Source organism: Actinomyces oris, from assembly GCF_006546825.1.
Classification (GTDB): Bacteria; Actinomycetota; Actinomycetes; order Actinomycetales; family Actinomycetaceae; genus Actinomyces; species Actinomyces oris.
Map to the genome: position 1 here is coordinate 62881 of NZ_VICC01000011.1, position 25955 is coordinate 88835.

The 25955-nt window shown below is 70.8% G+C and carries 23 protein-coding genes; 8 read left to right on the plus strand and 15 right to left on the minus strand.

The genetic code is table 11. The annotated features are described in order from the left end of the window. Nucleotides 1-126 precede the first annotated feature (126 nt). Nucleotides 127-1698: a peptide MFS transporter gene (locus FK267_RS13130; protein ID WP_141407466.1), complete on the plus strand. Its 1572-nt coding sequence runs from the start codon at nt 127-129 to the stop codon at nt 1696-1698. Between the two features lie 149 nt (nt 1699-1847). Beyond that, a complete protein-coding gene (locus FK267_RS13135) occupies nt 1848-2354 on the plus strand; it encodes a ClbS/DfsB family four-helix bundle protein (RefSeq protein ID WP_141407467.1) in 507 nt (168 codons plus the stop codon). A gap of 94 nt (nt 2355-2448) precedes the next feature. Here FK267_RS13135 and fepB read toward each other — a convergent pair whose 3' ends face one another. From fepB to FK267_RS13155, 4 genes are read right to left on the minus strand one after another with little or no spacing between them, the layout of a single operon-like run. Then, on the minus strand, nt 2449-3549 hold the full coding sequence (gene fepB / locus FK267_RS13140; protein ID WP_141407468.1) for a Fe2+-enterobactin ABC transporter substrate-binding protein: 1101 nt from the start codon (nt 3547-3549) through the stop codon (nt 2449-2451). Beyond that, complete coding sequence (locus tag FK267_RS13145) at nt 3546-4523, minus strand: ABC transporter ATP-binding protein (protein WP_141407469.1); 978 nt, start codon at nt 4521-4523, stop codon at nt 3546-3548. The genes fepB and FK267_RS13145 overlap by 4 nt, the downstream gene beginning before the upstream one ends. Next, the gene (locus tag FK267_RS13150; RefSeq protein ID WP_141407470.1) at nt 4520-5638 is read right to left on the minus strand and encodes a FecCD family ABC transporter permease; all 1119 of its coding nucleotides are present in this window, start codon (nt 5636-5638) and stop codon (nt 4520-4522) included. Before FK267_RS13150 ends, FK267_RS13145 begins: the two co-directional genes overlap by 4 nt. After that, nucleotides 5635-6639, minus strand: a complete 1005-nt coding sequence (locus tag FK267_RS13155) for a FecCD family ABC transporter permease (RefSeq protein ID WP_249039350.1) — start codon at nt 6637-6639, stop codon at nt 5635-5637. The genes FK267_RS13150 and FK267_RS13155 overlap by 4 nt, the downstream gene beginning before the upstream one ends. 248 nt (nt 6640-6887) lie before the next feature. Here FK267_RS13155 and FK267_RS13160 point away from each other — a divergent pair, with 248 nt between their 5' ends. The 5 genes from FK267_RS13160 (at nt 6888) to FK267_RS13180 (ending at nt 11965) form a co-directional block, all read left to right on the plus strand. Further along, nucleotides 6888-7412, plus strand: a complete 525-nt coding sequence (locus FK267_RS13160) for a PadR family transcriptional regulator (protein WP_003789164.1) — start codon at nt 6888-6890, stop codon at nt 7410-7412. Beyond that, the gene (locus FK267_RS13165; protein ID WP_141407472.1) at nt 7409-8242 is read left to right on the plus strand and encodes an ABC transporter ATP-binding protein; all 834 of its coding nucleotides are present in this window, start codon (nt 7409-7411) and stop codon (nt 8240-8242) included. The genes FK267_RS13160 and FK267_RS13165 overlap by 4 nt, the downstream gene beginning before the upstream one ends. Beyond that, nucleotides 8239-10452, plus strand: coding sequence for an FtsX-like permease family protein (locus FK267_RS13170; protein ID WP_141407473.1), 2214 nt, complete (start codon nt 8239-8241; stop codon nt 10450-10452). Before FK267_RS13165 ends, FK267_RS13170 begins: the two co-directional genes overlap by 4 nt. 210 nt (nt 10453-10662) lie before the next feature. Beyond that, nucleotides 10663-11379, plus strand: coding sequence for a pentapeptide repeat-containing protein (locus tag FK267_RS13175; RefSeq protein WP_141407474.1), 717 nt, complete (start codon nt 10663-10665; stop codon nt 11377-11379). A 25-nt stretch (nt 11380-11404) separates the two neighbouring features. Further along, nucleotides 11405-11965 carry a DivIVA domain-containing protein gene (locus tag FK267_RS13180; RefSeq protein WP_141407475.1) on the plus strand — a complete coding sequence of 187 codons (561 nt, stop codon included), beginning with the start codon at nt 11405-11407 and terminating at the stop codon, nt 11963-11965. On the opposite strand, the gene FK267_RS13185 is transcribed toward FK267_RS13180, so the two are convergent. The 6 genes from FK267_RS13185 to panC form a co-directional block, all read right to left on the minus strand. Beyond that, nucleotides 11962-12495, minus strand: a complete 534-nt coding sequence (locus FK267_RS13185; RefSeq protein WP_141407476.1) for an RloB family protein — start codon at nt 12493-12495, stop codon at nt 11962-11964. The two genes, FK267_RS13180 and FK267_RS13185, sit on opposite strands and share 4 nt — an antisense overlap. Before the next feature lie 61 nt (nt 12496-12556). After that, on the minus strand, nt 12557-13858 hold the full coding sequence (locus FK267_RS13190; protein WP_141407477.1) for an AAA family ATPase: 1302 nt from the start codon (nt 13856-13858) through the stop codon (nt 12557-12559). A 193-nt stretch (nt 13859-14051) separates the two neighbouring features. After that, nucleotides 14052-15740 (minus strand): lysine--tRNA ligase, encoded by a 1689-nt coding sequence (gene lysS / locus FK267_RS13195; protein ID WP_141407478.1) that lies wholly within the window; start codon nt 15738-15740, stop codon nt 14052-14054. A 103-nt stretch (nt 15741-15843) separates the two neighbouring features. Next, the gene (locus FK267_RS13765; RefSeq protein ID WP_269781163.1) at nt 15844-15969 is read right to left on the minus strand and encodes a hypothetical protein; all 126 of its coding nucleotides are present in this window, start codon (nt 15967-15969) and stop codon (nt 15844-15846) included. 20 nt (nt 15970-15989) lie between these two features. Further along, nucleotides 15990-16445 (minus strand): aspartate 1-decarboxylase, encoded by a 456-nt coding sequence (gene panD, locus FK267_RS13200; RefSeq protein ID WP_003789149.1) that lies wholly within the window; start codon nt 16443-16445, stop codon nt 15990-15992. A 307-nt stretch (nt 16446-16752) separates the two neighbouring features. Then, a complete protein-coding gene (panC, locus tag FK267_RS13205; RefSeq protein WP_141407479.1) occupies nt 16753-17766 on the minus strand; it encodes a pantoate--beta-alanine ligase in 1014 nt (337 codons plus the stop codon). A 238-nt stretch (nt 17767-18004) separates the two neighbouring features. On the opposite strand from panC, the gene FK267_RS13210 reads away from it, so the two are divergent. Continuing rightward, nucleotides 18005-18973 carry a Rossmann-like and DUF2520 domain-containing protein gene (locus FK267_RS13210; protein WP_198498105.1) on the plus strand — a complete coding sequence of 323 codons (969 nt, stop codon included), beginning with the start codon at nt 18005-18007 and terminating at the stop codon, nt 18971-18973. A gap of 152 nt (nt 18974-19125) precedes the next feature. On the opposite strand, the gene FK267_RS13215 is transcribed toward FK267_RS13210, so the two are convergent. The 5 genes from FK267_RS13215 to folP are packed head-to-tail and all read right to left on the minus strand — an operon-like array spanning nt 19126 to nt 25634. Next, on the minus strand, nt 19126-20886 hold the full coding sequence (locus FK267_RS13215; protein WP_141407480.1) for a PH domain-containing protein: 1761 nt from the start codon (nt 20884-20886) through the stop codon (nt 19126-19128). Further along, entirely contained in the window at nt 20883-21488 is a 606-nt protein-coding gene (locus tag FK267_RS13220; RefSeq protein WP_141407481.1) for a PH domain-containing protein, read from the minus strand. Before FK267_RS13220 ends, FK267_RS13215 begins: the two co-directional genes overlap by 4 nt. Then, nucleotides 21485-21985 (minus strand): DUF3180 family protein, encoded by a 501-nt coding sequence (locus FK267_RS13225; RefSeq protein WP_003789139.1) that lies wholly within the window; start codon nt 21983-21985, stop codon nt 21485-21487. Before FK267_RS13225 ends, FK267_RS13220 begins: the two co-directional genes overlap by 4 nt. Next, a complete protein-coding gene (gene folK / locus FK267_RS13770) occupies nt 21985-24741 on the minus strand; it encodes a 2-amino-4-hydroxy-6-hydroxymethyldihydropteridine diphosphokinase (protein ID WP_141407482.1) in 2757 nt (918 codons plus the stop codon). The genes FK267_RS13225 and folK overlap by 1 nt, the downstream gene beginning before the upstream one ends. Next, nucleotides 24738-25634 (minus strand): dihydropteroate synthase, encoded by an 897-nt coding sequence (folP, locus tag FK267_RS13235; protein WP_141407483.1) that lies wholly within the window; start codon nt 25632-25634, stop codon nt 24738-24740. Before folP ends, folK begins: the two co-directional genes overlap by 4 nt. Nucleotides 25635-25955: the final 321 nt, after the last annotated feature.

Consider the following 25955-nt stretch of genomic DNA (forward strand, 5'->3'; position numbering starts at 1 on the left):
CAGCCGCCTTCACGTTCTCCCAAAATCACCTCACGGTCGGGGTAGGGTGCATGGGTACCTGTGGTTCGTGCCGGACACTGACGGTCCGGCGGCACGCCTCACCTGACCACAGGAAGGGAGAGTCTCATGTCAACGACCCCGACTCCCGTCGAGGACGATCTCGATACTGGTCGGATGATCGCCAGTCGGTGGCGACCCGCCACCCTCCGCACGACGCCGTCGAAGGAGGACCGGGGGCTGTTCGGCCACCCCCGGGGCCTGCCCTGGATGCTCAACGTGGAGATGTGGGAACGCTTCTCCTACTACGGCATGCGTGCCATCCTGCTGTACTTCATCACCGACACCGTGGCCCGCGGCGGCCTGGGACTGAGCGCCAACTCCGGGCAGGTCATCCTGGCCTCCTACAGTGCGGCCGTCTACCTTCTGGCCATCCCCGGAGGCATCTTCGCCGACCGCATCATCGGACCGTGGCTGTCCACCCTCTACGGCGGCCTGGTCATCATGGCGGGCCACATCTGTCTGTCCATCCCCACGCCCGCGCTCTCGTGGACGGGGATCGTGCTGGTGGCCGTGGGCACCGGTTTCATCAAGCCGAACCTGTCCACAATCGTCGGGGGTCTCTACGATGACGACGACCCGCGACGCGACGCCGGATTCCAGCTGTTCTACATGTCGGTCAACCTCGGATCACTGGCGTCTCCGCTGGTGACCGGCTGGCTGCGCGAGCACTACGGCTACCACGCCGGCTTCTTCTCGGCCGCCGTCGGCATGGGGGTGGCCCTGATCGCCTTCATCTACGGCCGCCACAAGCTCTCCGCCTTCGCCTTCACCGTCCCGAGCCCCATCCGTCCCCAGGAGCGCCGGAGATTCGTACTCGCCTCGTTCCTGACCGTGGTGGCCGCGGCCGCACTCGTCGCGGCCCTCAGCGCCCTGACCGGGAGCCTGCTCGACGCCATCTCCGCGACCATGCTCATCATCCCGGCCGGTGCCGCCCTGGGCTACTTCGTCCTCATGTTCCGCTCCCCCAAGGTCACGGCCCGCGAGCGCACGCACCTGCGCGCCTACATCCCCCTGTGGATCGGCGCGGTCCTGTTCTTCATGATCTCCGAGCAGGCGGCCGGCAAGATGGCCACCTTCGCCAAGGACAACACCGACGGCCGTATCCCGTGGCTCGGCTGGGCCATCACCCCCGAGACCTACCAGTCCATCAACCCGGCCACGATCGTGATCCTGGCACCATTCATCGGATGGCTCTTCACCCGGCGGGCGGGCCGGTTCCCCTCCACCATCATGAAGTTCGCGATCTCGGTGCTCATCATCGGGGGATCGGCCTTCATCCTGGGCTACGGCTTCCAGACCTGGACCGGCGGTGCGAAGCTGTCCCCCTGGTGGTTCCTGGCCGTGGTCTTCATCATCCAGACCGTCGCCGAGCTCTTCCTGTCCCCGGTGGGGCTGTCCACGACGTCGGCGCTGGCACCCAAGAGCTTCGCCTCCCAGACAATGAGCCTATGGCTGCTGACGACGGCCACCGGCCAGGGCCTGGCCGGCTTCATCATCTCCAGGACGGAGCACGTCGCGAACTCCACCTACTACTACGGCCTGGGCGTCGTCACGGTCGCCGTGGCCATCATCCTGTTCGTCGTCGCCCCGTGGACGGAGCGGAAGATGGCCGACGTCGGGGTCACCTCCCAGGACTAGTTCGCAGGACTAGACACGGCTAGGCCGCCGTGCGGTCGTAGGTTACGTCTCGGGTTCGTAGGTTCAGGGCACGACCGCGAGGGTTAACCTACGACCGCACACCTCCGACTGCCGCCGGCGGGCCAGCGAGGACGAAGAAGGAGACCGCCGTGAAGGACTACTCCTCCGGCGAGGAGCTCATCGCGGAGATCCGCAAGCGCGCTGAGCTGTTCATCGCCGAGTTCGACGACGTCCCCGCCTCCGGGCTCCACACGCTCAAGGACGGGGTGGACCGCACGCCGGCGCAGATGCTCGCCTACCAGCTGGGGTGGATGGACCTGCTGCTGGGCTGGGAGCGTGATGAGCGGGCGGGGTGCGAGGTGGTCACGCCCGCGCCCGGCTACCGGTGGAACCGGCTCGGCGATCTCTACAGCGCCTTCTACGAGCAGTGGCGTGACGCCTCACTGCCCCAGCTCCAGGAGACCTTTCGGGACAGGGTCAACGACGTCGTCGCCCTTGTGGCATCGCTGAGCCGGGAGGAGCTCTTCACCTCCGGGCAGCGGGCGTGGGCCTCCTCGACACCGTCGGCCTGGCCGGTGGCCAAGTGGGTGCATATCAACACCGTGGCACCCTTCACCTCCTTCCGCACGAAGATCCGCGCCTGGAAGCGCGGTTGAGCACTTCCGCCACTCATCCGGACAGGCCTCAGAGACGGGGGTGCCCCGAGCGTACGGCCCGGGGCACCCTTGTCTCTGATCGGATCAGGTCGACTCAGGAGGCCTTGGGGTAGGCCTTCTGGACGGCCTCGAGCATCTCGAGGGCCGAGTAGTAGTCCAGCCGGAAGGACGAGGGCGGCATGTACTGCACCTTGCCGCCGGTCACCGGGGCCGCCGAGCTGAAGGTCTCGTTGCTGGTGACGGCGTTCTTCGCGGTCTCGTCGGCGGCAATGACCACCCAGTTCTCACCGGTCAGTCCCGCCTGGACATTCTCGGGCGAGAGCTGGACGATGTCCTTGCGCTCACCCATGGACTGGTCGCCCTTGACGCTGTCGGGGACGGCGGCAATGGTGAAGCCCAGGTCCTTGAGGAGCTGGGCCTGCGGGGCCTCCTCGGTGAAGGCGTTGGCGCCCTTGGTGCCGTCCCCGGGGACGGTGAAGACGGAGGTCGCCCCCTTCGGGACGGAGATGGCGCTCTTGGCCTTCTCGGCCTTGGTGGTGTAGTCCTTGACGACGGCGTCGGCCTTGGCCTGGCGGCCGGTGGCCTGCCCCAGGGTCTTGGTGACGTCCTGCCAGGAGTGCGAGCCGTAGTCGATGACGAGGACGGGCACCTCGAGCTGGCGCAGGCTCTCGACGACCTTGGCGGCCGAGTCCTGTCCCGTCTTGGCCACGATGATGAGGTCGGGGTTGCTGCCCGCGACCGTCTGGGCGAGGTTGTCCTCGGTGCCGTCGATGGCCTTGACGCCCTTGTCGGTGGCCTGCTTGGACCACTGGGTGAAGAAGCCGTTGTCGTCGGTCTTCTCATCCTTCTTCTTGGCCGGCGTCGAGGCGACCACCGGGGCGTCGAGGGCCAGCAGCGATCCGGTCAGGGTCACGGAGGTGGACACGATGCTCTTGGGCTCGACCTTGATCTCGACGTCGACGCCGTCGTCCCCCTTGATAGTGACCGGCCAAGTGGCCGTGGGGGAGACCGCGGCCGAGGCGGCACCGGAAGCCCCGGCTGAGGCCGCCCCGGAGGCCCCTGCGGAGCCGGCGGAGGAGGCGGAGGTCGAGCTGTTGGAGGAGCCGCAGGCCACCAGGCCGGTGCTCAGCACCATGGCCGCCACGGCGAGGAGGCCCTGCCTCAGGCGGCTGGAGCGCCGCGAGGATGCGTTCATCTATCTGTGTTCCTTTCTTGTCCGTCCTGCTGGGAACGAGCAGTCGGGCTGGTTCCTGCCGAGGCGGGATCGGCAGAAGACTGTGGGGCCGGACCTCCGGTGGAGTCGGTGGGAGCGGAGCGGGTCCCGGCCGGCACGACCGCGCCCAGGTGACGGGGCACCACCATGGGGGTGCCGGCCACCGGGTCGGCGGCGATGACGGCCGCCAGGCCGAAGACCTCCTCGATGAGGTCCTCAGTGAGGATCTCGCGCGGGGAGCCGGTGGTGCGGATGCGGCCCTCGTGCATGACGATCATGTGCTCGGCGCAGCGCGCCGCCTGGTTGAGGTCGTGCAGGACGGCCACCACCGTGCGGCCGTCGGCATTGAGACGGCGGCACAGCTGGAGGATGTCGACCTGGTGGGCCAGGTCGAGGAAGGTGGTGGGCTCATCGAGCAGGATCGTCTCGGTGCCCTGGGCCAGGGCCAGGGCGATCCACACGCGCTGGCGCTGGCCACCGCTGAGCTCGTCGACGGGGCGGGCGGCCAGCTCGGTGACCCCCACCATCTCCATGGCCTCCTCGACGGCCTGCCTGTCCTGCTGCGACCACTGGCGGAACAGGCCCTGGTGGGGGAAGCGGCCGCGGGCCACGAGGTCGCGCACCAGCATGCCACCGGGCACGGTGGCGCTCTGAGGCAGCAGGCCGACCCGGCGGGCAACCTCCTTGGTGCCCAGGCGAACGATGTCGGCGCCGTCGAGGAGAACCGCTCCTCGGGCGGGCCGGTGCAACCGAGCCAGGGCGCGCAGCAGCGTGGACTTCCCGCAGGCGTTGGGCCCCACGATGGCGGTGAAGACACCGGCGGGGATGTCGACGTCGAGGTTGCGGGAGACCACGTGGCGCTCGTAGGCGATGGTCGCACCCCGGGCGGCCAGGCGAGCCCCGGGGGCGGCCGGTCCGGCGACGGTGTTCGGCTCGGTGGAGGGCAGGTCGGTCACAGGGATCTCCTTCCGCGCGCTGCCACGGTCAGCGCCACCATGAGGTAGAGGCCGCCGACGGCGTTGGTCACCACGCTCACGGGCATCGACTCGAGCACGAGCTGGCTGAGCAGGTCGGCGCCCACCATCAGAAGGCTCCCGGTCAGGCCGCTCACGAGCAGTGGGGACTGCGGGGATCCGGTGAGGAGACGGGCCAGGTGGGGCGCCACGAGGGCCACGAAGCCGATGGGGCCGGCCGCCATCGTCACCACCGCCACCAGCACGGTGCCCAGCAGGATGAGGACGGCGCTGACGCGGCGGGTGGGGCTGCCCAGGATGGTGGCCACCTGCTCCCCCAGGGACAGGACCTGCAGGTGGCGGGAGGCCAGCAGGATGAGGGCGACGGTGACCCCGATGGCCAGGCAGGTCGGGGCCACCACCGGCCACCGGGCGGCCCCGAGGGTGCCGGTGATGGCCTTGAGGGCACCCAGGCCCTCGTCGTCGTCGACCCGCACCAGCAGCCAGCGGTTGACGGAGACGAGCATGGAGCTGATGGCGATCCCCACGAGGATGAAGCGCAGGCCGGTGAACCCGCCGCGCAGGGAGACGAGGTAGGTCACCGTGCCGACGGCGGCCCCGCCGATGAAGGAGGCCAGGGAGGCCGAGAGCATGGAGCCGGGCAGGAGGAGGATGCTGACGAGGATCCCGGTCTGCGCGCCCGTGCTGAAGCCGATGAGGTCGGGCGAGCCCAGGGGGTTGCGGGTGATGGTCTGGAAGAGGGCGCCGGCCACGCCCAGGGCCAGGCCCGCCACGAGCCCCAGCACGATCCGGGGCAGCTTCCACTTCACGACGACGACCTGGACGATCTTGCGCCCCTGCCCCTGGAGCGCGTCGATGACCTCCTGGGTGGTGACGGGGAACTTCCCTAACCGCAGGGAGACCACGGCCACGGCGAGGCTGAGCACCAGCAGCATGAGGCCGACGATGACGTGGCGCGGGGTGATGAGCACCGACCGGCGGCCGACGACGATCCACAGGCGTCCGGCGTCGGCCCCCACGTGGAGGCTGCGTCGCGGGTCGGTGCCGGCGGGAGGACGCACCGGAGCAGCGGCCCGGTTCAGCCTGATTCCCCTCATGAGGCCCGGTCCTTCATCCGCAGGACCATGAGCAGCAGGACGGGTGAGCCGACGAAGGCCGTCAGCAGACCAACCTGCATCTCACCGGGACGGGCCAGGACGCGCCCCAGGACGTCGGCGGCCAGGACGACGACGGGACCGCCCAGCGCACACAGGGCCACGATCCAGCCCCGGTGGGGTCCCATAAGCCAGGAGGCCGTCAGCGGCGCCATGAGCCCAACGAAGCCGATGGGGCCGGCCACCGTCGTGGCGGTGGCGCACAGGAGCGTGACGACCACCAGGCTCAGGCTCCGCACGAGGGCGACCCGGGTGCCCAGCGCGGCTGCGACGTCGTCGCCCAGGGTGATGTTGTCCAGGGCGCCGGCCAGCAGGATGGCCGCCCCGGTCCCCGCCACCACGAGGGCCGCCACGGGCAGCAGGGGGATGTCGATGCGGGTCAGGGAGCCGACCTCCCAGTTGATGAAGGTGCGGAACAGGTTCGGCATCGTCAGCACGACACCCCGGATGACCGCCCCGGCGAAGGCCGAGAAGGCGACACCGATGAGCACCAGGCGCACCGGCGAGGAGCTCGAGGCGCCAATCATGCCGATGACCTGAACCAGTGCGGTCGCCACCAGGGCTCCTCCAGCGGCCAGGGCCAGCTGGTCGGAGATCGGGAGCACGCCGAGCACAGCGGTTCCCAGGACAATGCCCAGCGAGGCGCCGGCGTTGACACCGAGCAGCCCGGGCTCGGCCAGCGGGTTGCGGGTGACGGCCTGCATCACCGCGCCGGCCACCGCCAGAGCGGCGCCCACGAGCACGCCCAAGATGGTGCGCTGCACGCGCAGGACGTTGATGTTGTAGCTGACGTTGGAGGCGTCAGGGTGGAGCAGGTAGTGGGCGACCTGGCCGGCGGGGATCCGGGAGGAGCCGACGAACAGAGAGGCCAGGACGCACAGGGCCAGCAGGATGGCCGCGGTTAGGAGGATGGCCGGGCGGCGTGCGATCACGCGGGCACTCACCTCCGCCACTGTCTGAGAACGGGGGCGACAACGGCCCTGAGGACCCCGATCGGCATCTACTCTCCCCACACCTGAAGTACAAAGGTCAACCTAACCTAACCTAAGATGCCGGCCAGGGCCTGTCAAACACAGGCTGGCCTGTTGGTTTATTCGCCGCGACACCCCCACCCAACAGCAAGGACATGCTCGTGCATATCCTCCTCACGGAGTATGTCGTGCGCGTATACACTCAGCGTATAGTCGCGGCCATGGAATCGAAACTCACTCTTCTTGGGCTGCTCAGCGCCGGGCCTGGGCACGGATACGACCTCAAACGCTCCTGGGACCACTGGTTCGCCGCCTCCAAGCCGCTGGCCTATGGCCAGGTCTACGCCACGCTCGCCCGCCTGGTGCGCGACGGGCTCATCACTCAGATCGAGACCGAGCCCGGAGCCGGCCCGGAGCGCAAGCGCTACGAGGTCACCGACGCCGGGCGCCAGAGCGTCGAGCAGTGGCTGCTGACCCCGGTCACCCCGGCCGGCGACGTCCAGGCCGACATCTTCGCCAAGACCGTCATCGCCCTCATGCTCGACGACGACGCCGGACGCCTCCTCGACCTTCAGCGTGCCGAGCACATGGCGCGTATGCGCGAGCTGACCCGCCTCAAGCAGGACGGAGACCTGCGCACGGTGCTGCTGGCCGACCACGCCCTGTTCCACATCGAGGCCGACCTGCGCTGGATGGAGACCACCGCGGCCCGCCTGAGCGAGCTGCGTGAGGAGGTGCGCTCATGAACGCCACCCCTGTCACCACCGCCGTCACCACTGGAGTCACCACCGCACCCGGTCAGGGCCAGGCCGGCCTGCCGGGCGAGGTCATCATGCGCGCCCGCGGCCTGGAGATGAGCTTCGGGCAGACCCACGCGCTGCGCGGCGTCGACCTGGATGTCGCGGCCGGTGAGGTCCTGGCCGTCACCGGCCCGTCGGGCTCGGGGAAGTCCACCCTCCTGCACGTCATGGCCGGGGTGCTCGTGCCCGACGCCGGGCGCGTCGACTACCACGGAGCCGACACGACACAGGACATCGCGGCCCTCGACGAGGCGGCCCGCAGCCGCCTGCGCCTGAAAGAGTTCGGCTTCATCTTCCAGTTCGGCCAGCTCCTGCCGGACCTCTCCGCCCTGGACAACGTCACCATCCCCCTGCTCCTGGCGGGCACCCCGCGTCGGCGGGCGCTGGCCCAGGCCCGCGAGACCCTGGGCGAGCTGGGGCTCAGCGAGCACCTGGACAAGCGCCCCACCCAGCTCTCGGGCGGGCAGGCGCAGCGAGCCGCCGTCGCGCGAGCACTGGTGACCAACCCGCGTCTGCTCTTCGCCGACGAGCCCACCGGCTCCCTGGACTCCCTGGCCGCCGAGCGGACCATGGAGGTGCTCCTGAACTCGGTGCACTCCCGAGGCGCAGCCCTGGTCATCATCACCCATGACGCGCGCGTCGCCGCCTACGCCGACCGGGAGGTCACCGTGCGCGACGGTCGCATCAGTCCCGGGGCCACGCACACCGCAGCCGGCCCGAGCCGGCCGGGGCACGCCGAGCCGGGAAGCCCGGGCAGTGAGAGGAGCCGGTCATGAGCCGCATCGCCCTGACCCGGCTGCTCGTCGCCAACGACCGCTCCGCCCGGCGCCGCCTGGCCGGGATCGTCGCCGGCGTCATGGTGGGGGTGACCCTGTTCCTCATGCTTCTGGCCGCCGCCCAGGCCTTCCCCGAGCGCAGCATGCGCTCGAGCTGGGCGTCCACCGCCCTCATACCCGGCATCCCAGGGCAGTCGAACCACACCGACCTCCGGCCCGACCACACCCTCACCGCCGGCGAGCTGGCTGTCGCCACCAACTTCGACGTCGTCGGCAACCAGCCGATCACCGTCCTGAGGGTGGCCTTGCCGGAGTCGGGCACCACCTCGGTGAAGATCCCGGGCTCCGACATCGTCCCCAAGCGGGGCGAGTACCTGGCCTCCCCCGCCCTGGCCAAGCGCATCGCATCCCTACCCGCCGACCAGCTCGGCGACCGCTACGGCAAGCAGGTAGGGGTCCTGTCCCCCGAGGCCGTCGAGGGACCGGACTCGCTGGTGGCCGTCGTCGGGACGGACCTGGGGACCGTGTCCGCCTCCGACTTCTACATCCCGCCCCAGGTGGTCACCTCCTTCCAGGGCATCCCCTACGAGAACGAGGCGTACCGGATCGCCACGATCGTCGGCGCCATCGCGGTGCTCGTGCCCGCATTGCTGCTCGTCGGGATCGTCACGGATCTGGGGGCGGCACAGCGGGCCGAGCGCTTCGCCACGCTGCGCCTCATCGGGGCCACGCCCCAGCAGGTCGCCCGCACCGCGGCCCTGGAGATCGGTGCGACCACCTTCGTCGGCGCCCTGGCGGGCGTGGCCCTCTACCTGGCCCTGATCCCGCTGGCCGCGCAGATCACGCTGAAGTCGAGTCGTTTCTACTACTCCGACCTGCTGCGCTCACCGGTCAACGCGGTCATCGCCGTCGTCGTGACCACGGCGGGGGCGGCGGCCGTGGCCTGGTGGCGCACGCGACGGGCCGACCTCGGGCCGCTGGGCGGCTCCCGCGAGCGCGCTGAGCGCCGCCCCCGCCTCATCTCGCTGGCGCCCATGATCCTGGGGACCGCGGGGCTGGTCAGCACCCCGACGGTGGCCCACCAGAACTCCGATCTGACCATCTACCTGCTGCCGGTCTCCTTCCTGTGCACGATGCTGGGGCTGCTGTGGGCCGGGCCGGTCCTGACCTGGTGGGTGGCCCGAGGCGGCAGGGCCCTGGCCCATTCCGCGGCGCAGGTCATCGGCTTCAACCGGATCACTCAGCACCCCCGGGCGGTCTTCCGGGCGGTGGCGGGCGTGGTCGTCGCCGTCTACGCCATGACGGTGTTCGCCGTCGCCATCACCGTTGCTGCCGGGACCCGTGACGTCACCCAGGGTGGCGGGCACCTGAGCCCCACGTCGCTCGAGGCGACACCGGCGGTCAGCGACGAGGGCGCCCTGAACAGCGCCGTCGACCAGCTCGCCGCCGTGCCCGGGGTGACGACGGTCGCCGTGGGGAGGATCAGCGGGGGCAGCAAGCAGGACAGCCGGGTCATCCTCGAGGCCGACAAGGCCGAGGCCCTCGGGGCGCCGCACGTGGCGTCCCCGGATGGCGCGGTGAGCATCAGCACCCGCTGGCTGTACGAGAACGCGGCGGCCTCGCCGTCTCCGGTCAGCGCCGAGGAGCTGGCGAGTGCCCGTGAGCACGGCGCGCCCATCGTCCTGGTGGGCACCGACCCGGCCAGCCCCGGGGCCGTCGAGCGAGCCCGCACCGCCCTGGCCACCTCCGGCCTGGCCCTGGGGACCGCCCCAACCTCACCCAGCTCGATCCAGGCCCTCCAGGACACCGCCATGGAGAACCAGTTCGCCCAGCTGGGCTACATCGGCATCCTCATCGCCGCGGGCATCTCCGCGGTCTCGCTGGGGGTCTCAACGGTGGCGGCGCTGCTGGGGCGCCGGCGGGTCCTGGGTCTGCTACGGCTGGTCGGCATGCCGGCGGCGACGCTGCGCTCCATGGTGTCCTACGAGACGATGCTGCCGGCGGTCACCGCCCTGGCCATGAGCATCGGTCTGGGATGGCTGACCGCATGGGCACTGGTCGGCGGGGTGTCGGGGCGCCACATCAGCTGGCCGGGCAGCGGCTACTGGCTAGCGTTGGGGGCGTGCCTGGCGCTGGTGGTGGTGGCGACCCTGGCCAGCGCCCGCTACGGCCGGCGCATGCTGGCCGGCACCACCGTCCGATTCGAGTAGGAACGCACCGACGTGTCCAAATCGGTGACAAAGGCCGCGATCAGCCTCAGTCGCAGACAAAGAAACCGCATGATTCCGCGGTTCTTCTCGACAGAGTGACGGCCTGTGAGCTCCTTTGTGTCCGATATGGACACCTACCCCTCCTGCGCACCCGGGCACCGGGGAGAACAACCCCCGGTGCCCGGAGCCGATCTGCGATAGAACAGGACCATGACCGCAGGACGGATCGACACGGCCGCAGGCTCCTCCGCCGCGGCCTGCCCGAGGCCGCCGGCCCTCACGGCACCGGACCTCAGTCGCCTGCGCGACGGCGAGGCCGATGAGCTCACCGCCGGCGAGATGGTCGAGGACCTGGAGCTGGTCGAGGCGGACCTGAGCGGCGGCGACCTGTCGGCACTCACGCTGCTCAGCTGCCGGTTCTCGGAGGTCTTCGCCAATGACACCGACCTGGCCGCGGCGCGGCTGGTCGACTGCCGCCTGGAGCGTCTGAGCGCCACCTATCTTCATAGCCCGCGCTCCACCTGGCGCACGGTGGAGCTGGTCGACTCCCGTATCGGGGCCTGGGAGCTCTACGACGCCGATGTCGAGTCGCTCCTCATTGAGGACTGCCGCCTGGGCTTCACGAACCTCGCCGGAACCACTGTGCGCGATCTTTTCATCCGGGCCACCCGGATCGACGAGCTGGACCTGAGCGGCATCGACGCCCAGCGGGTCCGCTTCGAGGACTGCCGGGTGGGCACGCTGCGCCTGCACGGCGGGAGCCTGAGCGACGTTGACCTGCGCGGACTGGAGATGAGAACAGTCAGCGGTGTCGGTTCCCTGGCCGGGGCGACCGTCAGCAGCGGGCAGCTCAGCGAGCTCGCGCCGCTCCTGGCGCAGCACCTGGGGCTACGGGTCCAGGACCAGAATCACGGAAGAAATCGATAACCTCGATGACAAGGAGCAGGCAAGTATGACGCTACTGACATCCGATGATGTCCTCAACGTGAAGTTCGATAGCACGAGGCTCCGTGAGGGATACGTTCAGGACGAGGTCGACGAGTTCCTCGATGAGGTGACCACTACGCTGCGGGGACTTGAGGAGCGCCTTGGTGCGGGACCGGGAGCGACTTCCGGCTCTCACCAGGAGTCGGAGATACTTCTAACCTCCCAGGACGTCAGGAGCATTCGGTTCAAGACATCCAAGTTCCGAGAGGGGTACGAACAGCCGGATGTCGATGCCTTCCTGAACACGGTCGTGGCCACCATGGAAGCCATGGAGGCACGACTGAACGGTGGCGCCTATGGAACGGGTGCGAGCGCGTACGGATCAGCGCCCGGAGCGTATGGGGATGCCGGCTACGCCACCGGGGCGGGAACCGTTCCGGGAACCGCCGGGGCGACGGGCGACCCGCAGTACGCCGAGGTGATCGCCCAGCGTGACCAGTACATCGCCCAGCTCCAGCAGGAGAACGCCTACCTTCGCGCCGAGCTCGAGTCCGCCCAGCGCCGCCTCGGGACGACCGGGTACTAGAGGAGACCGAGGCTGCGGAGCAGGTGGGGCATCGTTGTCGATGGACAAGGCCCCTGAGTATCGGGCTCGGGGAGGCCGTCCATCGGCAGATGGCACCTGGCCGCGGCCTGCGAACCCCTGTCCCAGGGGAAGTCGTCCGGAAGCATCTTGGCGTCCTTACTGCTCAGCCCCGTCAGCTCCCGGTAGTGCGCCTGAGCGTCTGCCTGATTCTGGTAGTTCTTTACGGGAGCGTAGTGGGCGTTGAGCCAGACCTCGAAGCAGGGCACGGAAACAACACCGTGCACAACGGTCCGCTTGCTGCTCAGCCTTCGGCATTTGGCCAGAAAGTCATGACGGTCCCGGCCATCGTGGTCGACGACGATCCACACCTCCTCGTATTCGCTGAGGTCTGACCGAGGGCCGCCAAGCTGCTTGACGACAGTGAGCGGATCACCCTTGATGACCTTCACCTTGGCTGAGATCCCGTCATGGTTCACACGTCGGCAGAGTTGACGTAGATACGCGTCCTCTGTGACCCGCCCGTTGGTCACGAGGAGAACAGTGCGCCGTTCGACCCGTTGGCTGCGCCGTTTCCTTCTCGGTGGCGTCATCTCACTTCGCCTCCGCCGATGTTGAGAGGTACCGGCGGAGGTTGGAGGTGTCCACTCGAGGGATAGCGCCGAAGGCACCGGCGAGGTAGCGGCGCTGCTTGTTCGTACCCTTGCGGTTGGAAGGGAAGTCCGCGAGCGAGAAGAGCTCACTGGCGCCGAAGGGGGACTTCTCCGTCAGCCACACCTCGCCTGCCTCCAGGAGCTGGACGGGGGAATTGTCCAGGAGCGCCGTGTCATGGGTCGTGAAGAGGATCTGAGCGCCCAGGGTATTGAGGTCCGGATCCTTGAACATGTCCACCAGCGTGGCGGTCAGCGTCGGATGGAGACTCGCATCGAGCTCGTCAATGCACAGCACCTGTCCTAGTCGCAAGGCGTCGATGGCGGGACCGACGGTTGCCAACCAGGTGAGAGTTCCTTGACTCTGCTGATCAATATTCAATCGATACTCCTCCCCATTGGCCCCACGGTGCCGGAAGACGAGGTGCCGCTGGAGCTCCTTGAGCACCTCAGGGGGAACCTCAGGCTCCTCGTCCTCACTCCAGGGAAGAAGACGCAGGAGATCAAGCACCTTCTGAGGAACCTCTTGCTCCTCGAGTTCGAGTCCGACGACACCTAGGTCGGCAGCCTGAGCAAAGGAGTTCGCAATAGCAGTCCACTGCTCGGGGTCCTCTGCGAGACGACTCATCACCCACCGCAGACGCGAACTGCGCTCCTCATCACTGTGGTGGATGAAGCGCATGGATCGCAGGCTGCGCGCGATCGGGGCGAGCGTGGTGTGCTCGTACCTCAGAGCCACGGCGAGAAAGAGGTCCTTGGGCGTCGTAATCCGACCGACCTCGATCGTGGCGCCCTTGAGGGTGGCACCAGCCTCGATCGCGGGCTTGTCATCCTCGGGCCCCTGGGTGCGCACGAAGACCTTGCGCCAGCGCTGTCCCGCAGCCCAGAGCTCCTCACGCGAGATTCCCCAGCGATGCGCCTCGACACTGTAGCTGTAGCGCTCGTTGTCGTGAGTGAAACCGACGGTAAAGCGGGACGGCTGTGCCGCGTGATCGCGATCGAGATTGAAGGGCTGATACAGGATGTCCCGCTGACCCCCGATGGCGTGGTGGAGGCAGTCAAGCGCATCCAGGAGGGTCGACTTACCTGAAGCGTTAGCGCCGAAGATCGCCGCCACACGCCACGTCTGCTCCTGCCAGGAGGAGCCGCCGCGCGGCGTCAGAGTCTTAAGCGACCCCCGAGTGAAATCGAGGGTCACCTCCTCTGCGTAGCAGCAGTAGTTCGCCACGGTGAAGTCCAGCAACATACCGCCACCGTAGTGCGAACAACTCGTTTTGGGAAGTTTTTTCCCAAAACTCAAAGTTCATAGCCCTGACCTCACCATTCGAGCGCCGAGATCGAGCCCCACAGGCCTGCCACGGCAAGGCGCTGGCCGGTCATTGCCTGCCCGGAGGCGGCAGTGACCGGCCAGCGCTAAGGCCGCGGAGGCGGAGTAGGGCTCAGCCCCGCTTGACCAGCGGGAAGGTGATGGTTTCGCGGATGCCCTGGCCGGTGAGCACCATGAGGAGTCGGTCGATGCCCATGCCCATGCCGCCGCTGGGCGGGAAGCCCTGTTCCATGGCCACCAGGAAGTCCTCGTCCAGGATCATGGCCTCGGGGTCGCCCTTGGCGGCCGCCAGTGCCTGGTCCTCGAAGCGCTCGCGCTGGACCACGGGGTCGGCGAGCTCGGAGTAGGCGGTGGCGGTCTCGAAGCCGCGCACGTAGAGGTCCCACTTCTCGGTCAGGCCCGGCTTGCTGCGGTGGTAGCGGGTCAGCGGCGAGGTGTCCTCGGGGAAGTCGTAGACGAAGGTGGGCGCCCACAGCTTGTTGCCGACGAGCTCCTCGAAGATGTCCTCCACGACCTTGCCGGCCACGGCGTAGTCGTCGATCTCCAGGCCGATCTTCTCGGCATAGGCGACCAGCTGCTCGCGCGGGGTCTCCACGGTGATCTCCTCACCGAGGGCCTCGGAGACGGAGGTGTAGAGGTCGATCTTGTCCCACTCGCCCGACAGGTCGTACTCGGTGCCGTCGGCCAGCGTGACGACCTCCCGGCCCTCGGGCAGGTCGAAGGCGTCCCGGGCCGCCTGCTGGACGAGGTTGCGGGTCAGCTCGGCCATGCCGTCGTAGTCGGAGTAGGCCTCGTAGGCCTCCAGGGCCGTGAACTCCGGGGAGTGGGAGGAGTCGGCGCCCTCGTTGCGGAAGTTGCGGTTGATCTCGAAGACGCGGTCGACGCCGCCGACCACGGCGCGCTTGAGGTAGATCTCCGTGGCGATGCGCAGGTAGAGATCCATGTCGAAGGCGTTCATGTGGGTGATGAACGGGCGCGCGGCCGCCCCGCCGTGAATGACCTGCAGCATGGGGGTCTCCAGCTCCAGGTAGTCGCGGCGGAAGAAGTTCTCGCGGATGGAGCGCACGACGGCGGCGCGGGTGCGCACCATGTCGCGGGCGGCGGGCCGGGTGAGCAGGTCGAGCTCACGACGGCGCACGCGCTGCTCCTCCGAGAGCGTCACCGCCTCGCCGGCCTCGTTGGTCCAGGTCTTGGGCAGGGGGCGCAGCGCCTTGGAGGCGATCCGCCAGGCGGGGACCTCGACGTCGTCGTCCCCGGCGGAAGAGGCCTCGGCGCCCTCACGCAGGACCGGCTCGGCCATGACGGACAGCTCGCCGCGGCGCGAGGAGATGACGCGGCCGTGGACGAAGAGGTGGTCGCCCAGGTCGACGTCGGCCTTGAAGGCCGCGAGCGCGGTGTGGCCCTCGGCGGGCAGGGCCTTGGCCGAGAGCATGGCCTGCAGGGTGGTGCCGGCACCGTCCTGGAGGGTGACGAAGCACAGGCGGCCGGTGTTGCGTAGGAAGACGACGCGGCCGGCGACGCCGACGACGTCGTCGGTCTCTTCCCCGGCCTCGAGGTGGGCGTAGCCCTCGCGCACGGCGGCGATGGTGGTGGTGACGGGCACGGACACCGGGTAGGGGTCCCAGCCCTCACTGCGCAGGCGCTCGCGCTTGCCGGCGCGGACCTCGAACTGCTCGCCCGGGCCCGGGTCGGCCTTGGGCTGCTTGGGCTGGGCCGATGAATCGTCTGCAGACTTCGGCGACTGGGTGCCGGCGGCGTCGGTGGCGGTCGGGTCGGGGCTGGGGGTGCTCTCGTCTGTCACGTGAAGGAGTCTAACGGCGCCCGCCCTCCCCGGACGCCCCCTGGGTCCCGACGATGCCCGATCCACATCCGATCCTGGTCACACCGGGCGGCGGTTCCTCCGGTCAGATCCAGGTGGGCACGACGGCGGCCCCGGTCACGACTTCCTCTCCCTTCCGGCTGCGGCGCACGGACACGCAGTACTCGGCCGGGAACCAGGCGGGGCCCAGGGCCTCGCCCTTGACCGGCACCCGGCTCAGGCGCGGCGCGGTTAGGCGCGGGCCTCGGCCAGGGGGATCCCGGTGGGCCGCAGGCCCTGGAGGCGGGCGACGTCGGAGTCGGCCGGGATCTGGCCGGGGTCGGTGCCCCGCTCCACGATCCGGTTGGCCTCGTCGACGAAGACGACCCGGGGCAGGTAGGTGCGGGCCTCGGCGTCGGACATCTGGGAGTAGGCGATGAGGATGACAACATCACCGGGGCTGACCAGGTGGGCGGCGGCGCCGTTGACGCAGATCTCGCCTGCGCCGCGCTCGCCGGGGATGACGTAGGTGGACAGGCGGTTGCCGTTGGTGCAGTTGCAGATGTCGACGCGCTCACCGGGCAGCAGGTCGGCCGCCTCGAGCAGGTCGATGTCCACCGTGATGGAGCCGACGTAGTCGAGGTCGGCCTGGGTCACGGTGGCGCGGTGAATCTTGGACGTCATCATCGTCCGGGTGCGGGAACTCATCGCCGCACAGCGTAGACGGCGCCGGGCCCGGCGCACTGTACGGTGCGGCACAGGGTGAGCGACCTGACAGGCTGGGCTCATCGGCGCGCTCAGGGCGGGCACGCGCGAGACGCTCAGGGCTGTGCGGAGCCGCGCCGGCCCGCTAGCTGTCGAGAACACCCCATAGGGCGCAGGGTCTGTCGCTCGAGGGTGCGTCCTCGGGGACGCGTGTGCGTTCTCGCGCGGGGCCGAACCCGGTTCACGGCGACTGGCCCCGCGCAAGCACCCGGGCGAGCCGGGCCCCCAGAGCGAGCCTGAGCGGCCGGACTCAGGGGCGCAGGTCGATGAGGGTGTTGTCGATGAGGCGGGTGGTGCCCACGCGCGCGGCAACAGCCAGCAGCCCCACGGCGGGCAGCCCCTCCCCCTTGTCCTCCCCCGCAGGCTCACTGCGCGGCAGGCCGAGGCCGGCGCCCGCCAGGTCCTCGAAGCTGTCCGGGGCGACGAGGGCCACGTAGTCGATCTCAACACCGTCGGCCGCCTCCAGGGAGGCCAGGGCGGCCTGGCGGATGGCGGCGGGGTCGGGCCGGGTGCCGGTGACCTGCGCGGCGGCGTCCCGGCCGGCCTGGAGTGCGCGGGACAGGGCCAAGGCCTGGTGGCGCTGCTCGGGGCTGAGGTAGGCGTTGCGTGAGCTCATGGCCAGGCCGTCGCTCTCGCGGCGGATGTCGACCGGCACGATCTCCAGCGGGACGGCGAGGTCGCGCACCATGGACTCGATGATCGCCAGCTGCTGGGCGTCCTTGCGGCCGAACAGCGCCCAGCGCGGGGCGGTCAGGTGCATGAGGGTGAGCACCACCTGGCACACGCCGGCGAAGTGGGTGGGGCGGGTGCGGCCCTCCAGGACAGTGGCGATGGGGCCGGGGTCGATGCGCACCGCCGGCTGCCCGGAGGGATAGATGACCTCCGGGGTGGGGGCGAAGACGATGAGCCGTCCCACACCGAGGGTGCCGTCGGCGCCGGTGAGGGTGCGGGCCAGTCCGGCCAGGTCGCCCTCGAGGTCGCGCGGGTAGGCGTCGAGGTCCTCGGTGGGGGCGAACTGCAGGGGGTTGACGAAGATGGTGACCACGACGGTGCCGGTCGGCCCGACGCGCCGGGCGGCCTCGCGCACGAGGTCGAAGTGGCCCTCGTGGAGGGCGCCCATCGTCATGACGACCGCCCGGGGGTCCGGGGCCTCGGCCAGGGCGGCGGCGAGGTCGGCGCGGCTGCGGGCGAGGACGGTTGCGGCGCCGGCGGATCGGGGGGCGGGAACAGGCGTCGGTGCGGGTTCAGTGCTCACGTGCCCCACGCTAGTCGCCCCACCCGGGCCGGTGACCCACGCGGGAAGGTGAAAGTGTCCACGGTGGCGACTTTTCCGCGCCAAATACGAGCAACCAAGCCATCTCGATTCACGTTTCCGCAGATCACCGGGGTCGCCTTGAACGACGGGCCGCCTGCGGCCGGCTGAAAAGTCGCCAAAATTGACAGATTCGCCTTGATGGCTCACTCCAGGCCGGGGCAGGTGGCAGGCATGAGAGCATCGGGGCATGAGCGACATCAATGGCACGGGCCCAGGTACAGGCGGCGAGAACGCGGACCGGGTCCCGGCCGCCCCAACTAGCCCGAGCAGGCCGGGCCGGCTGGGCGTTGGCATCATCTCCGCCGGGCGCGTCGGGGCGGTCCTGGGCTGCGCGCTGCGGGCGGTGGAGCACCAGGTCGTCGGCGTCCACGCGGTCTCGGAGGAGTCGCGCGAGCGCGCCGAGATGCTGCTGCCCGGCGTGCCGGTCCTGGAGGTCGAGGAGATCGTCGAGCGCGCCGAGCTGGTCCTATTGGCCGTCCCCGACGACGCCCTCGAACCGCTCGTCCAGGGCCTGGCGGACCTGGGGCGCTGGCAGCCGGGCCAGCTGGTGGCCCACACCTCGGGGCGCTACGGCGCCGCCGTGCTCGCCCCGGCTCAGAGCTGCGGGGCGATCCCGTTGGCGATCCACCCGGCGATGACCTTCTCCGGGTTCTCCACGGATGTGGCCCGGCTCGTCGGCTGCCCGATGGCTGTGACTGCGCCCGCGGCGGTGCTGCCGATCGCGCAGGCGCTGGTGGTCGAGCTCGGCGGGGAGCCCTTCGTCCTGGAGGAGTCGGCACGCCCTGCCTACCACGCGGCCCTCGCCCACGGTGCCAACCACCTGCTAACCGTGGTGACGCAGGCCGTGCGGGTGCTGGCGGCCGCCGGGGTCGAGGACGGTGCGGCCACGCTCGGCCCCCTGCTCACGGCGGCCCTGGACCGAGCCCTGCACGAGGGCGAGGCGGGCCTGACCGGTCCGGTCTCCCGGGGCGACGCCGGAACGGTGGCCGCCCACCTGGAGGCACTCTCCACGCTGCGTGACAGCCAGGGGCGGGGCCTCGACGACGTGGTCGCCTCCTACCGGCAGCTGGCCGCGGCCACCACCGAGCGATGCGAGGCCACCGGGCGCCTGACCGCCGAGCAGGCCCTGCGCCTGCGCGACACCCTGCGCAGCTAGGGCCTGTTGCGAAAGTGAGGTGAAGCGTACGCGTGTTCGTGCCTGAGGGCTCGCGTTCGTACCCTCTACCCCTCGAACGCGAGCCCTCAGGTACGACCGCGATGTCGGCCACTGGCGAGAACCGGCCTCCGCCCGGACATACGCAACAGGAGCTAGCGCACTGAGGGCCCGGCAGGCTGCGTAGCGGCGACGGCGCGCGCGAGCCACCGGTCGAGCTGCTCGGCGCGGGCCCGGTGCAGCGCCCGCTGGCTGATGCGCGCCGCGAGGGCCTTGGCGTCGGCGGCATCGAGGTTGGTGATCGAGGCGGGGACCTCCTGGGCGACCATGTCGAGTCGGAGGGAGGCCAGACCCCGCCGGCGCGCCAGCGGCCCCTGGCGCACGCGCAGGGACTGGATGCGTTCGTAGGGGAAGACGGCCACTCGCCGCCGCCAGCGGCCGTGGCGGATGATGACGCAGGTGTCGGTGAGGGCGATGGCTGCGCGCCGCCAGGTCAAGGGGCGGAAGAGCCGTCCGCGGCTGCTGATGCGCACGAAGCCGCGTTCGGCCGAGCCCGCCGGGGCCTGCTGATCGCCGACGCCGTCATCGTCGCGGCCGGTGAGGGCCTGGGTGAGCAGCCTGTCGGGGTCGGGAACCCCCAGGTCGGGGACCACGAGCCACAGCGCGCGCAGGGCGGTGTCGCGCACCCCCACGGGCAGCAGCAGGTTGCCGAACTGCCGGTTCTGCCCGTCCTGGGACCGGTCCTCGCGGCCGGCCACGGTGACGTTCACCTTCCACCAGTCCTTGCCGCGCCACAGGATCGGCTGAGCGATCCCGACGCCGTGGACCCGCCCGGGAGGCAGCGTCCGGGAGGTCTCGGAGGTGAGGCCGTAGCTCATGCGGATGCCGCTGGGGGTCGCAGCGGCCTGGAAGTTCCAGGCGCTGTTGAACTGGCTCCACACCATGGTCGCCGCCCCGATGACGATCGTGATGTAGGACGAGATGATCGTCAGCGCTTCGCCCCCGGTCATGGAGTCCGAGATGACGAGGAGGATCCCTACCGATAGCATGCCGATGACCGCCAGCCCGAGCACATAGACCGAGGAGCTGCGCAGCAGGGACCCCAGGAGGGTGGCACCATCGACGCTGTAGAGCGGGTGCTCCTGGAAGTGGGAGGCCCGCATCGGCACGGCGCACTGTCCGGGGGCGCCCTCCGCGCCCGGCGCCCCTTCCGGCGTGAGGCCCTCGGCCCTGACGGCGGAAGCGGCATCGTCGATGCCGCCGGTGTCGTGGCCCGCTGCGCCCGCCCCGACGGCGCCACCCTCTACAGCGGGGCCGGCCAGGTCGATCTGTCCGGCGGCCAGGTCGAGGATGCGGTCGCGCAGGGTCTGAAGCTCGCGGGTGGTGAGGAATCCGATGACGACCCGTGAGTCCCGGCCCCCGGCGACCTCGACGGTCAGCTGCCCCAGACCGAAGATGCGCCCGAGTAGGGGGTGAACGACGTCGACCGACTGGATGCGCGGCAGACGGGCCGTGCGCAGCTTGCGGCTGAGGATGCCCGAGCGCAGGTAGACGCCGTCGGCATCCACGGCGTAGGCGCGCCGCCACCAGCTGAGCAGCCCGAGCCCCACCCACAGGGCGATGAACGCGATCAGGCCGAGCAGGTAATAGCCGATCCCCCCGCCGAGGGTGAAGCCGTGCTCGGAGATGAAGCGGTAGGCGCGCACCAGCTCGTCGAGGTTCTGGACCGTGACGAAGGCCAGGACACCGGTGACGATCTTCCAGCCCTCCAGCACCGGCGTGACGAAGCTGACCCGGTGCCAGGTGACATTCTCGGGCAGGGGCAGATCCCGAGAGGCGGCGGGCCCGCTCTCCCCCGCGACGTCCGTCCTTGCCTTACGGGCGGCCTCCAGCCGGCTCTCCCAGCTGGGGCTCACAGCCCGGCCATCCTCTCCTCACCGCGCTGGGACAGGACCTGGCGCAGGCGCTCGGCCTCGGCCACCGGTAGCCCGTTGATCGTGGCGTCGGTGCTGGCCGAGGCCGTGTGGAGCTTGACCTCGGCGATGCCCAGCCAGCGGGCCAGCGGCCCCTGGGAGGTGTCCACGAACTGCATGCGCCCGTAGGGGGTGACGGTGATGGAGCGGAACATGACGCCGTGGCGCCACAGGAGGTGGTTGTCGGCCAGGGCGTAGCCCATGGCCCGTACCTGGCGCGGAATGAGCCAGAGCTGCCAGAGGAACAGCGCCGCGAAGACCCCCGCCGGGATGAAGTATCCGGAGGAGACGAGCACCCCGGGGATGGCGAAGCCGATGATGACGACGGCGCAGAAGAGACCGACCCCCAGGATGCGGGCGGTGATGAGGCGGTGGGAGACCGGGTGGAAGACGACGCCGTCGGGGGCGAAGGGGTCGGCGCCGGCGGGTGGTCGCGTGGCCGGCTCACCGGCGCGGCCGGGTGCCGAGGCTGGGCCAGCGGGGGCAGCAGGTGCGGCGGGGCCGGTACCGGGCATCGCACCGGGACCTGTTCCGGGACTGGTCATGCGGGGGCTCCTGGTCCTTCGGGGGCCCGCCCGGCGGGACCGGCCGAGCCGTCGTCGTCGCCGTCACCGGAGATGGAGCACCACTGCTCGACGACGAAGCCGACGACGCACCACACGAGGCAGGCGATCAGGCAGCCGGTCGAGGTCCAGGCCAGGTGGGTCATGGCCGGCGAGCGCGGCGTCACCAGCGCCAGGATGATCCCGCCGCCGTAGACGCCGCCGAGCACCGCCCCCACGATGGCGGAGGCCTGGGCGGCGGCCGCCGTGGTGGCGGCACCGGTCGGGGTGATCCAGGTGCGCTCGCGCGCACGCAGCCGCCTGACCGCCAGACCTGCCACCAGGACGATGCCCGCAATGACCAGCGCGGTCACCGCCCCCCAGGGGGAGAGGACCGGGACCCAGCCGACGTGGCGCAGCAGGAGGTCACCGACCACCCAGGAGGTCACCGCGGCGGCGATGAACCAGGTGACGGCGCTGGTCCAGCGGGTGCGCCGCATCAGACGTCCTGACGGGGACCTGTCCCCTGGGCGCCACCACCGATGACGTCATTCCACTGGAGCGGGGACTTCCAGGCGTCCCCGGCGGCCTCATCCTGCTGGCCGTGGGAGACCCCGTCCGGCCCGGCTGAGAGACCGGGGGCGTAGGAGCCCTGCGGTCCGGCCGCCTCGGGGGCCGAGGCCGCCTGGTAGGGCGAGTCGACCTGCGGGGCCTGCTCGGCCCAGGAGCCCGCCCCGTTGGAGGTGTCGAAAGGCAGCTGCCCGAAGGGGGAGGACTCGGCCTGCCCCTGGTCACCGAGGGGCTGCGCGGGGGCCGGCTCCGGGGCGGCCGATGAGGCCTCGGCGATGCTGCCGGCGTAGTCGGCGGCCAGGGAGGCGTCGGCCACGGAGGACTCATCCCGGGTGGCGTCGTAGACCAGGCCCGGCTCGGAGCCTGCGGCGTCCTGCTCCACCGGCGGCTCCACGTAGGGGCCGGTGGGCTTGTCCGGCAGGGACTCGGAGTCGAGCCAGTCGAAGGCCAGCCAGCGCAGGCCACCGCGGTCGGGGGCGTTCTCGGCGAGCTCGGACACGGAGCGCCCGGCCAGCTCGGCGAAGGGGTCGGCATGGCTCCACGGCACGAGGACGAAGGCGCGCTCGGCGGCACGCGGGTGCGGCAGGGACAGGGCCGGGTCGGAGGAGGTGACACCCTCGACCTCGATGAGGTCGACGTCCAGGGTGCGCACGCCCCACGGCTCGGTGCGCACGCGCCCGGCCGCGATCTCCAGGGTCTGGCAGACCTCGAGCAGCTCGCGCGGGGCGAGGGTCGTCATGGCCGTGACCACCGTGTTGAGGTAGTCGGGCTGGGGCTCGGCGCCCTCGGCGACGACGGCGATCGTGCGGGCCAGCGGCGCCACCTGCGTGACCTCGATGCCCTCGGTGGCCTTGAGGCTCTGGACGGCCGTGCGCAGGGAGTCCACGACTCCACCGACGTTGGCGCCCAGGCCGAAGACGACGCCCACGGGGCGGGTGGGCCGCTCGGAGAGCGGGTCGACCGGAGCGGCGAGAGCCGCCGGGGCTTCAGGTGCGGCGGGAGCTGGTGCTGCGCCGGGGGCGCCCAGGAAGTCGGGCTGCGCCGACGGCGCGGCGTACGAGCCCTCAGCGGGCTGAGAGAAGTCCTCGGAGACGGAGGGCTGGGAGTAGGAGGGCTCGGAGGAGGCCGGTGCCACACCCTCCTGGCCCGCGGCCCCGGGAAGCTCACCGGGAACGGCGAAGGGGCTGGGCCCGGGCTCGCCCAGGGGCTGGGAGGCCGGGACGGAGGAGGCTCCCATGAGGCCGTCGGCGTCGGCGACCCCGGAGGCGCCGGCGGTCCCGGAGGCGGTGGCGTCCCCGCCCAGTGCGGGGAAGGCGAAGCCGGACGCGTCGGCGCCCGCCGCCTCGGGGGCGGCCCCGGCATCACTGGCCTGGCTGGAGGCGGCGCCGCTGTAGGAGCCGGACTCGTCGAAGGCGACGGGCCCGCCCAGAAGGTCCGCGGAGCCCTCGACGGCGGGGGCGGACTGGTCCTCGCCCTCCTCGGAGGAGGCGACGTGGCGGCCCTCGTGGGGCAGCTGGACAGCAAGGCCGTCGGCGGCGGGAGCCGGTTCGGACGAGGCCGCTGCGGAGGCGTCAGCAGCAACCTCCTCGGCATAGCTGAGGGCACCGGGCTCCGGCTCGCTGGGGGCGGGCGCCGCACCCAGAGCCTCGGCCGCCAGGCTCACGAACCCGTCGGCGCCGGCGGTTCTGCTGGCAGAGGCCGCGGTGGGGGCGCTGGTCGAGGGGGCGTCCAGCGCGCTCGACGCGGAGTAGGAATCGGCAGACTCACCGGCAGACTCACCGGAGGGCAGGCCGGTGGCCTCCGGGGCCTCGGGTGCCTCCGGGGCCCAGGCGGGCGCCGATGAGGCGGAGGAGTCCGCGCTCTCGGTGGCCCAGTCCGGCACCCACGGCTGGGTCGACTCGGCGCTCCCGCCGGGAGTACCGGGCTCGGTCGGCATCGGCGTGGGGACCGAGGGCGCGGCGGCCGCGAAGGGCGAGCGAGCCGGCGCCTCCATCGGCGAGGCCGGCGAGGGAGTCGGGGTGATAGGGGCCTCGGAGGCCAACGCGGCCGGAGCGGCGTCGCCGCCCGTGAAGGAGGCGCCCGAGAAGTCGGGGACCTCCGAGACGATGGGTGCCGCGGGTGCCGCGGGGGCGGCAGGGGGCTCGTAGGCGGGCGCCGCTGGGGAGGCTGCGGCCACCGGGGAGGCCGAGGATGAGGGGGAGGCGTAGGGCTGGGCGGAGACGGCCACCGGCGCCTCGGCCTGCGCAGCCCAGGCGGCCTGGCTGGTGGCGGGGGCTCCGCCGTGGCCGGCTGCGGCGTCGGCCACCCGGTGGATGGTCACCGAGACGTCCTCGAAGGCGACGTCGAGGGGCGCCTCGGGCTTGTGCACGGTGACCTCGGCGGCCACGACGCGGGGGAAGGACAGGACCCGCTCGGCGATCCGGTCCGCCAGGGACTCGATGAGGTTGACCGGCTCCCCCTCGATGATGCTCACGATGCCGTTGGCCACGCGGGAGTAGTCAACGGCGTCGGTCACCGAGTCGGTGACGGCGGCCACGGCGGTGCCGCGCTGCCCCAGGTCGAGGATGACGTCGACCGTGAAGAGCTGGCCCTCCTCGCGTTCGAAGGGCAGGACGCCGTGGTGGCCACGGGCGGACAGGCCGATGAGGCTGATCCGGTCGGTGGTCGCGGAGACGGTGGTGCTCACTGGTGTTCCTTCCAGAGGGAGGCGGTGCGGACGGCGGCCCGGTTGGCCGGGACCTCGTGGACTCTGACGGCCCAGGCGCCGGCGGCGGCGGCCAGGGCGGTGGTAGCGGCGGTGACGGCGTCGCGCTGGACGGGGGTGGCCTCGGCCTCAGCGGCCTGGGCCAGGAAGCGCTTGCGGGAGGAACCGACCAGGAGGGGCCGGCCCAGGTCGGCGATGAGGCGGGAGGTGGCCGCCAGCAGCTCCCAGGACTGGGCGTGGGTCTTGGCGAAGCCGAGGCCGGGGTCCAGGACCACCTGGGAGCGGTCCACCCCGGCGGCGTCCAGCTCGGCCAGGCGCTCACGCAGCTCGGCCTCGACTCCGGCGACGACGCCGTCGGGGTAGTCGGTGAGCCGGTCCATGGTCTCGGGGTCGCCGCGCCAGTGCTGGCAGACGTAGACGACGCCGGTACGGGCGATGAGGCCGTGCATGGCGGGGTCGGCCAGGCCCCCGGAGACGTCGTTGATGATGTGGGCGCCGGCGTCGATGGCGGCCTCGGCGGTGGCGGCGTGGATGGTGTCCACCGAGACGATGGCGCTGCCGGAGGCGCCGGCCCCGTCGGCACTGCCTGCCCCGTCGGCGAGGAGCGCGCGCACCACGGGCAGGACCCGGGAGATCTCGGTGTCGACGTCGACCCTCTGGGCGCCGGGGCGGGTGGACTCCCCGCCGACGTCGATGATGTCGGCGCCCTGGCCGATGAGCTCGCGGGCGTGGGCGACGGCCGCCTCGGGGTCGGCCCAGCGGCCGCCGTCGGAGAAGGAGTCGGGGGTGACGTTGAGGACGCCCATGAGGAGCGTCCGGTCGCGGGGCACGAACCCCGGCAGGGGGGCCGGGGCGGCGGCGGGAAGATTCGTCACGGGGTCAGGCTAACGGTTGGCCCGCCGCAGCGGGAGGACCGAAACATCTTCAGGCCACCTCACACTGAGAGCCGGGACACGATCCGGCGGGGTCAGGGCGCCTCACTTCGACCAAAACTTCATAAACGACACGGCTCCGCGTCTTCTATGAAGTTTTGGTCGAAGTGAGTGGGGGTCACGTTCGAAGTACGGCTGAGCGGCCGCCGTCACCCAAAAGGCGGAGACGCCGGCCGCAGTCCGTCCCTTCGACGCATTCCGGTTCTTCTCCGCGATTCCTAGCCTCAAGGTATCCACCGACTCCCCGGGACCAGGCGACTCATC

Bases quoted from the DNA above. Each gene is read 5' to 3' on its own strand.
- FK267_RS13130 (WP_141407466.1), top strand. From the start codon at position 127: ATGTCAACGACCCCGACTCCCGTCGAGGACGATCTCGATACTGGTCGG.
- fepB (WP_141407468.1), bottom strand. From the start codon at position 3,549: ATGAACGCATCCTCGCGGCGCTCCAGCCGCCTGAGGCAGGGCCTCCTC.
- FK267_RS13150 (WP_141407470.1), bottom strand. From the start codon at position 5,638: ATGAGGGGAATCAGGCTGAACCGGGCCGCTGCTCCGGTGCGTCCTCCC.
- FK267_RS13160 (WP_003789164.1), top strand. From the start codon at position 6,888: ATGGAATCGAAACTCACTCTTCTTGGGCTGCTCAGCGCCGGGCCTGGG.
- FK267_RS13165 (WP_141407472.1), top strand. From the start codon at position 7,409: ATGAACGCCACCCCTGTCACCACCGCCGTCACCACTGGAGTCACCACC.
- FK267_RS13170 (WP_141407473.1), top strand. From the start codon at position 8,239: ATGAGCCGCATCGCCCTGACCCGGCTGCTCGTCGCCAACGACCGCTCC.
- FK267_RS13175 (WP_141407474.1), top strand. From the start codon at position 10,663: ATGACCGCAGGACGGATCGACACGGCCGCAGGCTCCTCCGCCGCGGCC.
- FK267_RS13180 (WP_141407475.1), top strand. From the start codon at position 11,405: ATGACGCTACTGACATCCGATGATGTCCTCAACGTGAAGTTCGATAGC.
- FK267_RS13190 (WP_141407477.1), bottom strand. From the start codon at position 13,858: ATGTTGCTGGACTTCACCGTGGCGAACTACTGCTGCTACGCAGAGGAG.
- panD (WP_003789149.1), bottom strand. From the start codon at position 16,445: ATGAGTTCCCGCACCCGGACGATGATGACGTCCAAGATTCACCGCGCC.
- FK267_RS13210 (WP_198498105.1), top strand. From the start codon at position 18,005: ATGAGCGACATCAATGGCACGGGCCCAGGTACAGGCGGCGAGAACGCG.
- FK267_RS13220 (WP_141407481.1), bottom strand. From the start codon at position 21,488: ATGACCAGTCCCGGAACAGGTCCCGGTGCGATGCCCGGTACCGGCCCC.
- FK267_RS13225 (WP_003789139.1), bottom strand. From the start codon at position 21,985: ATGCGGCGCACCCGCTGGACCAGCGCCGTCACCTGGTTCATCGCCGCC.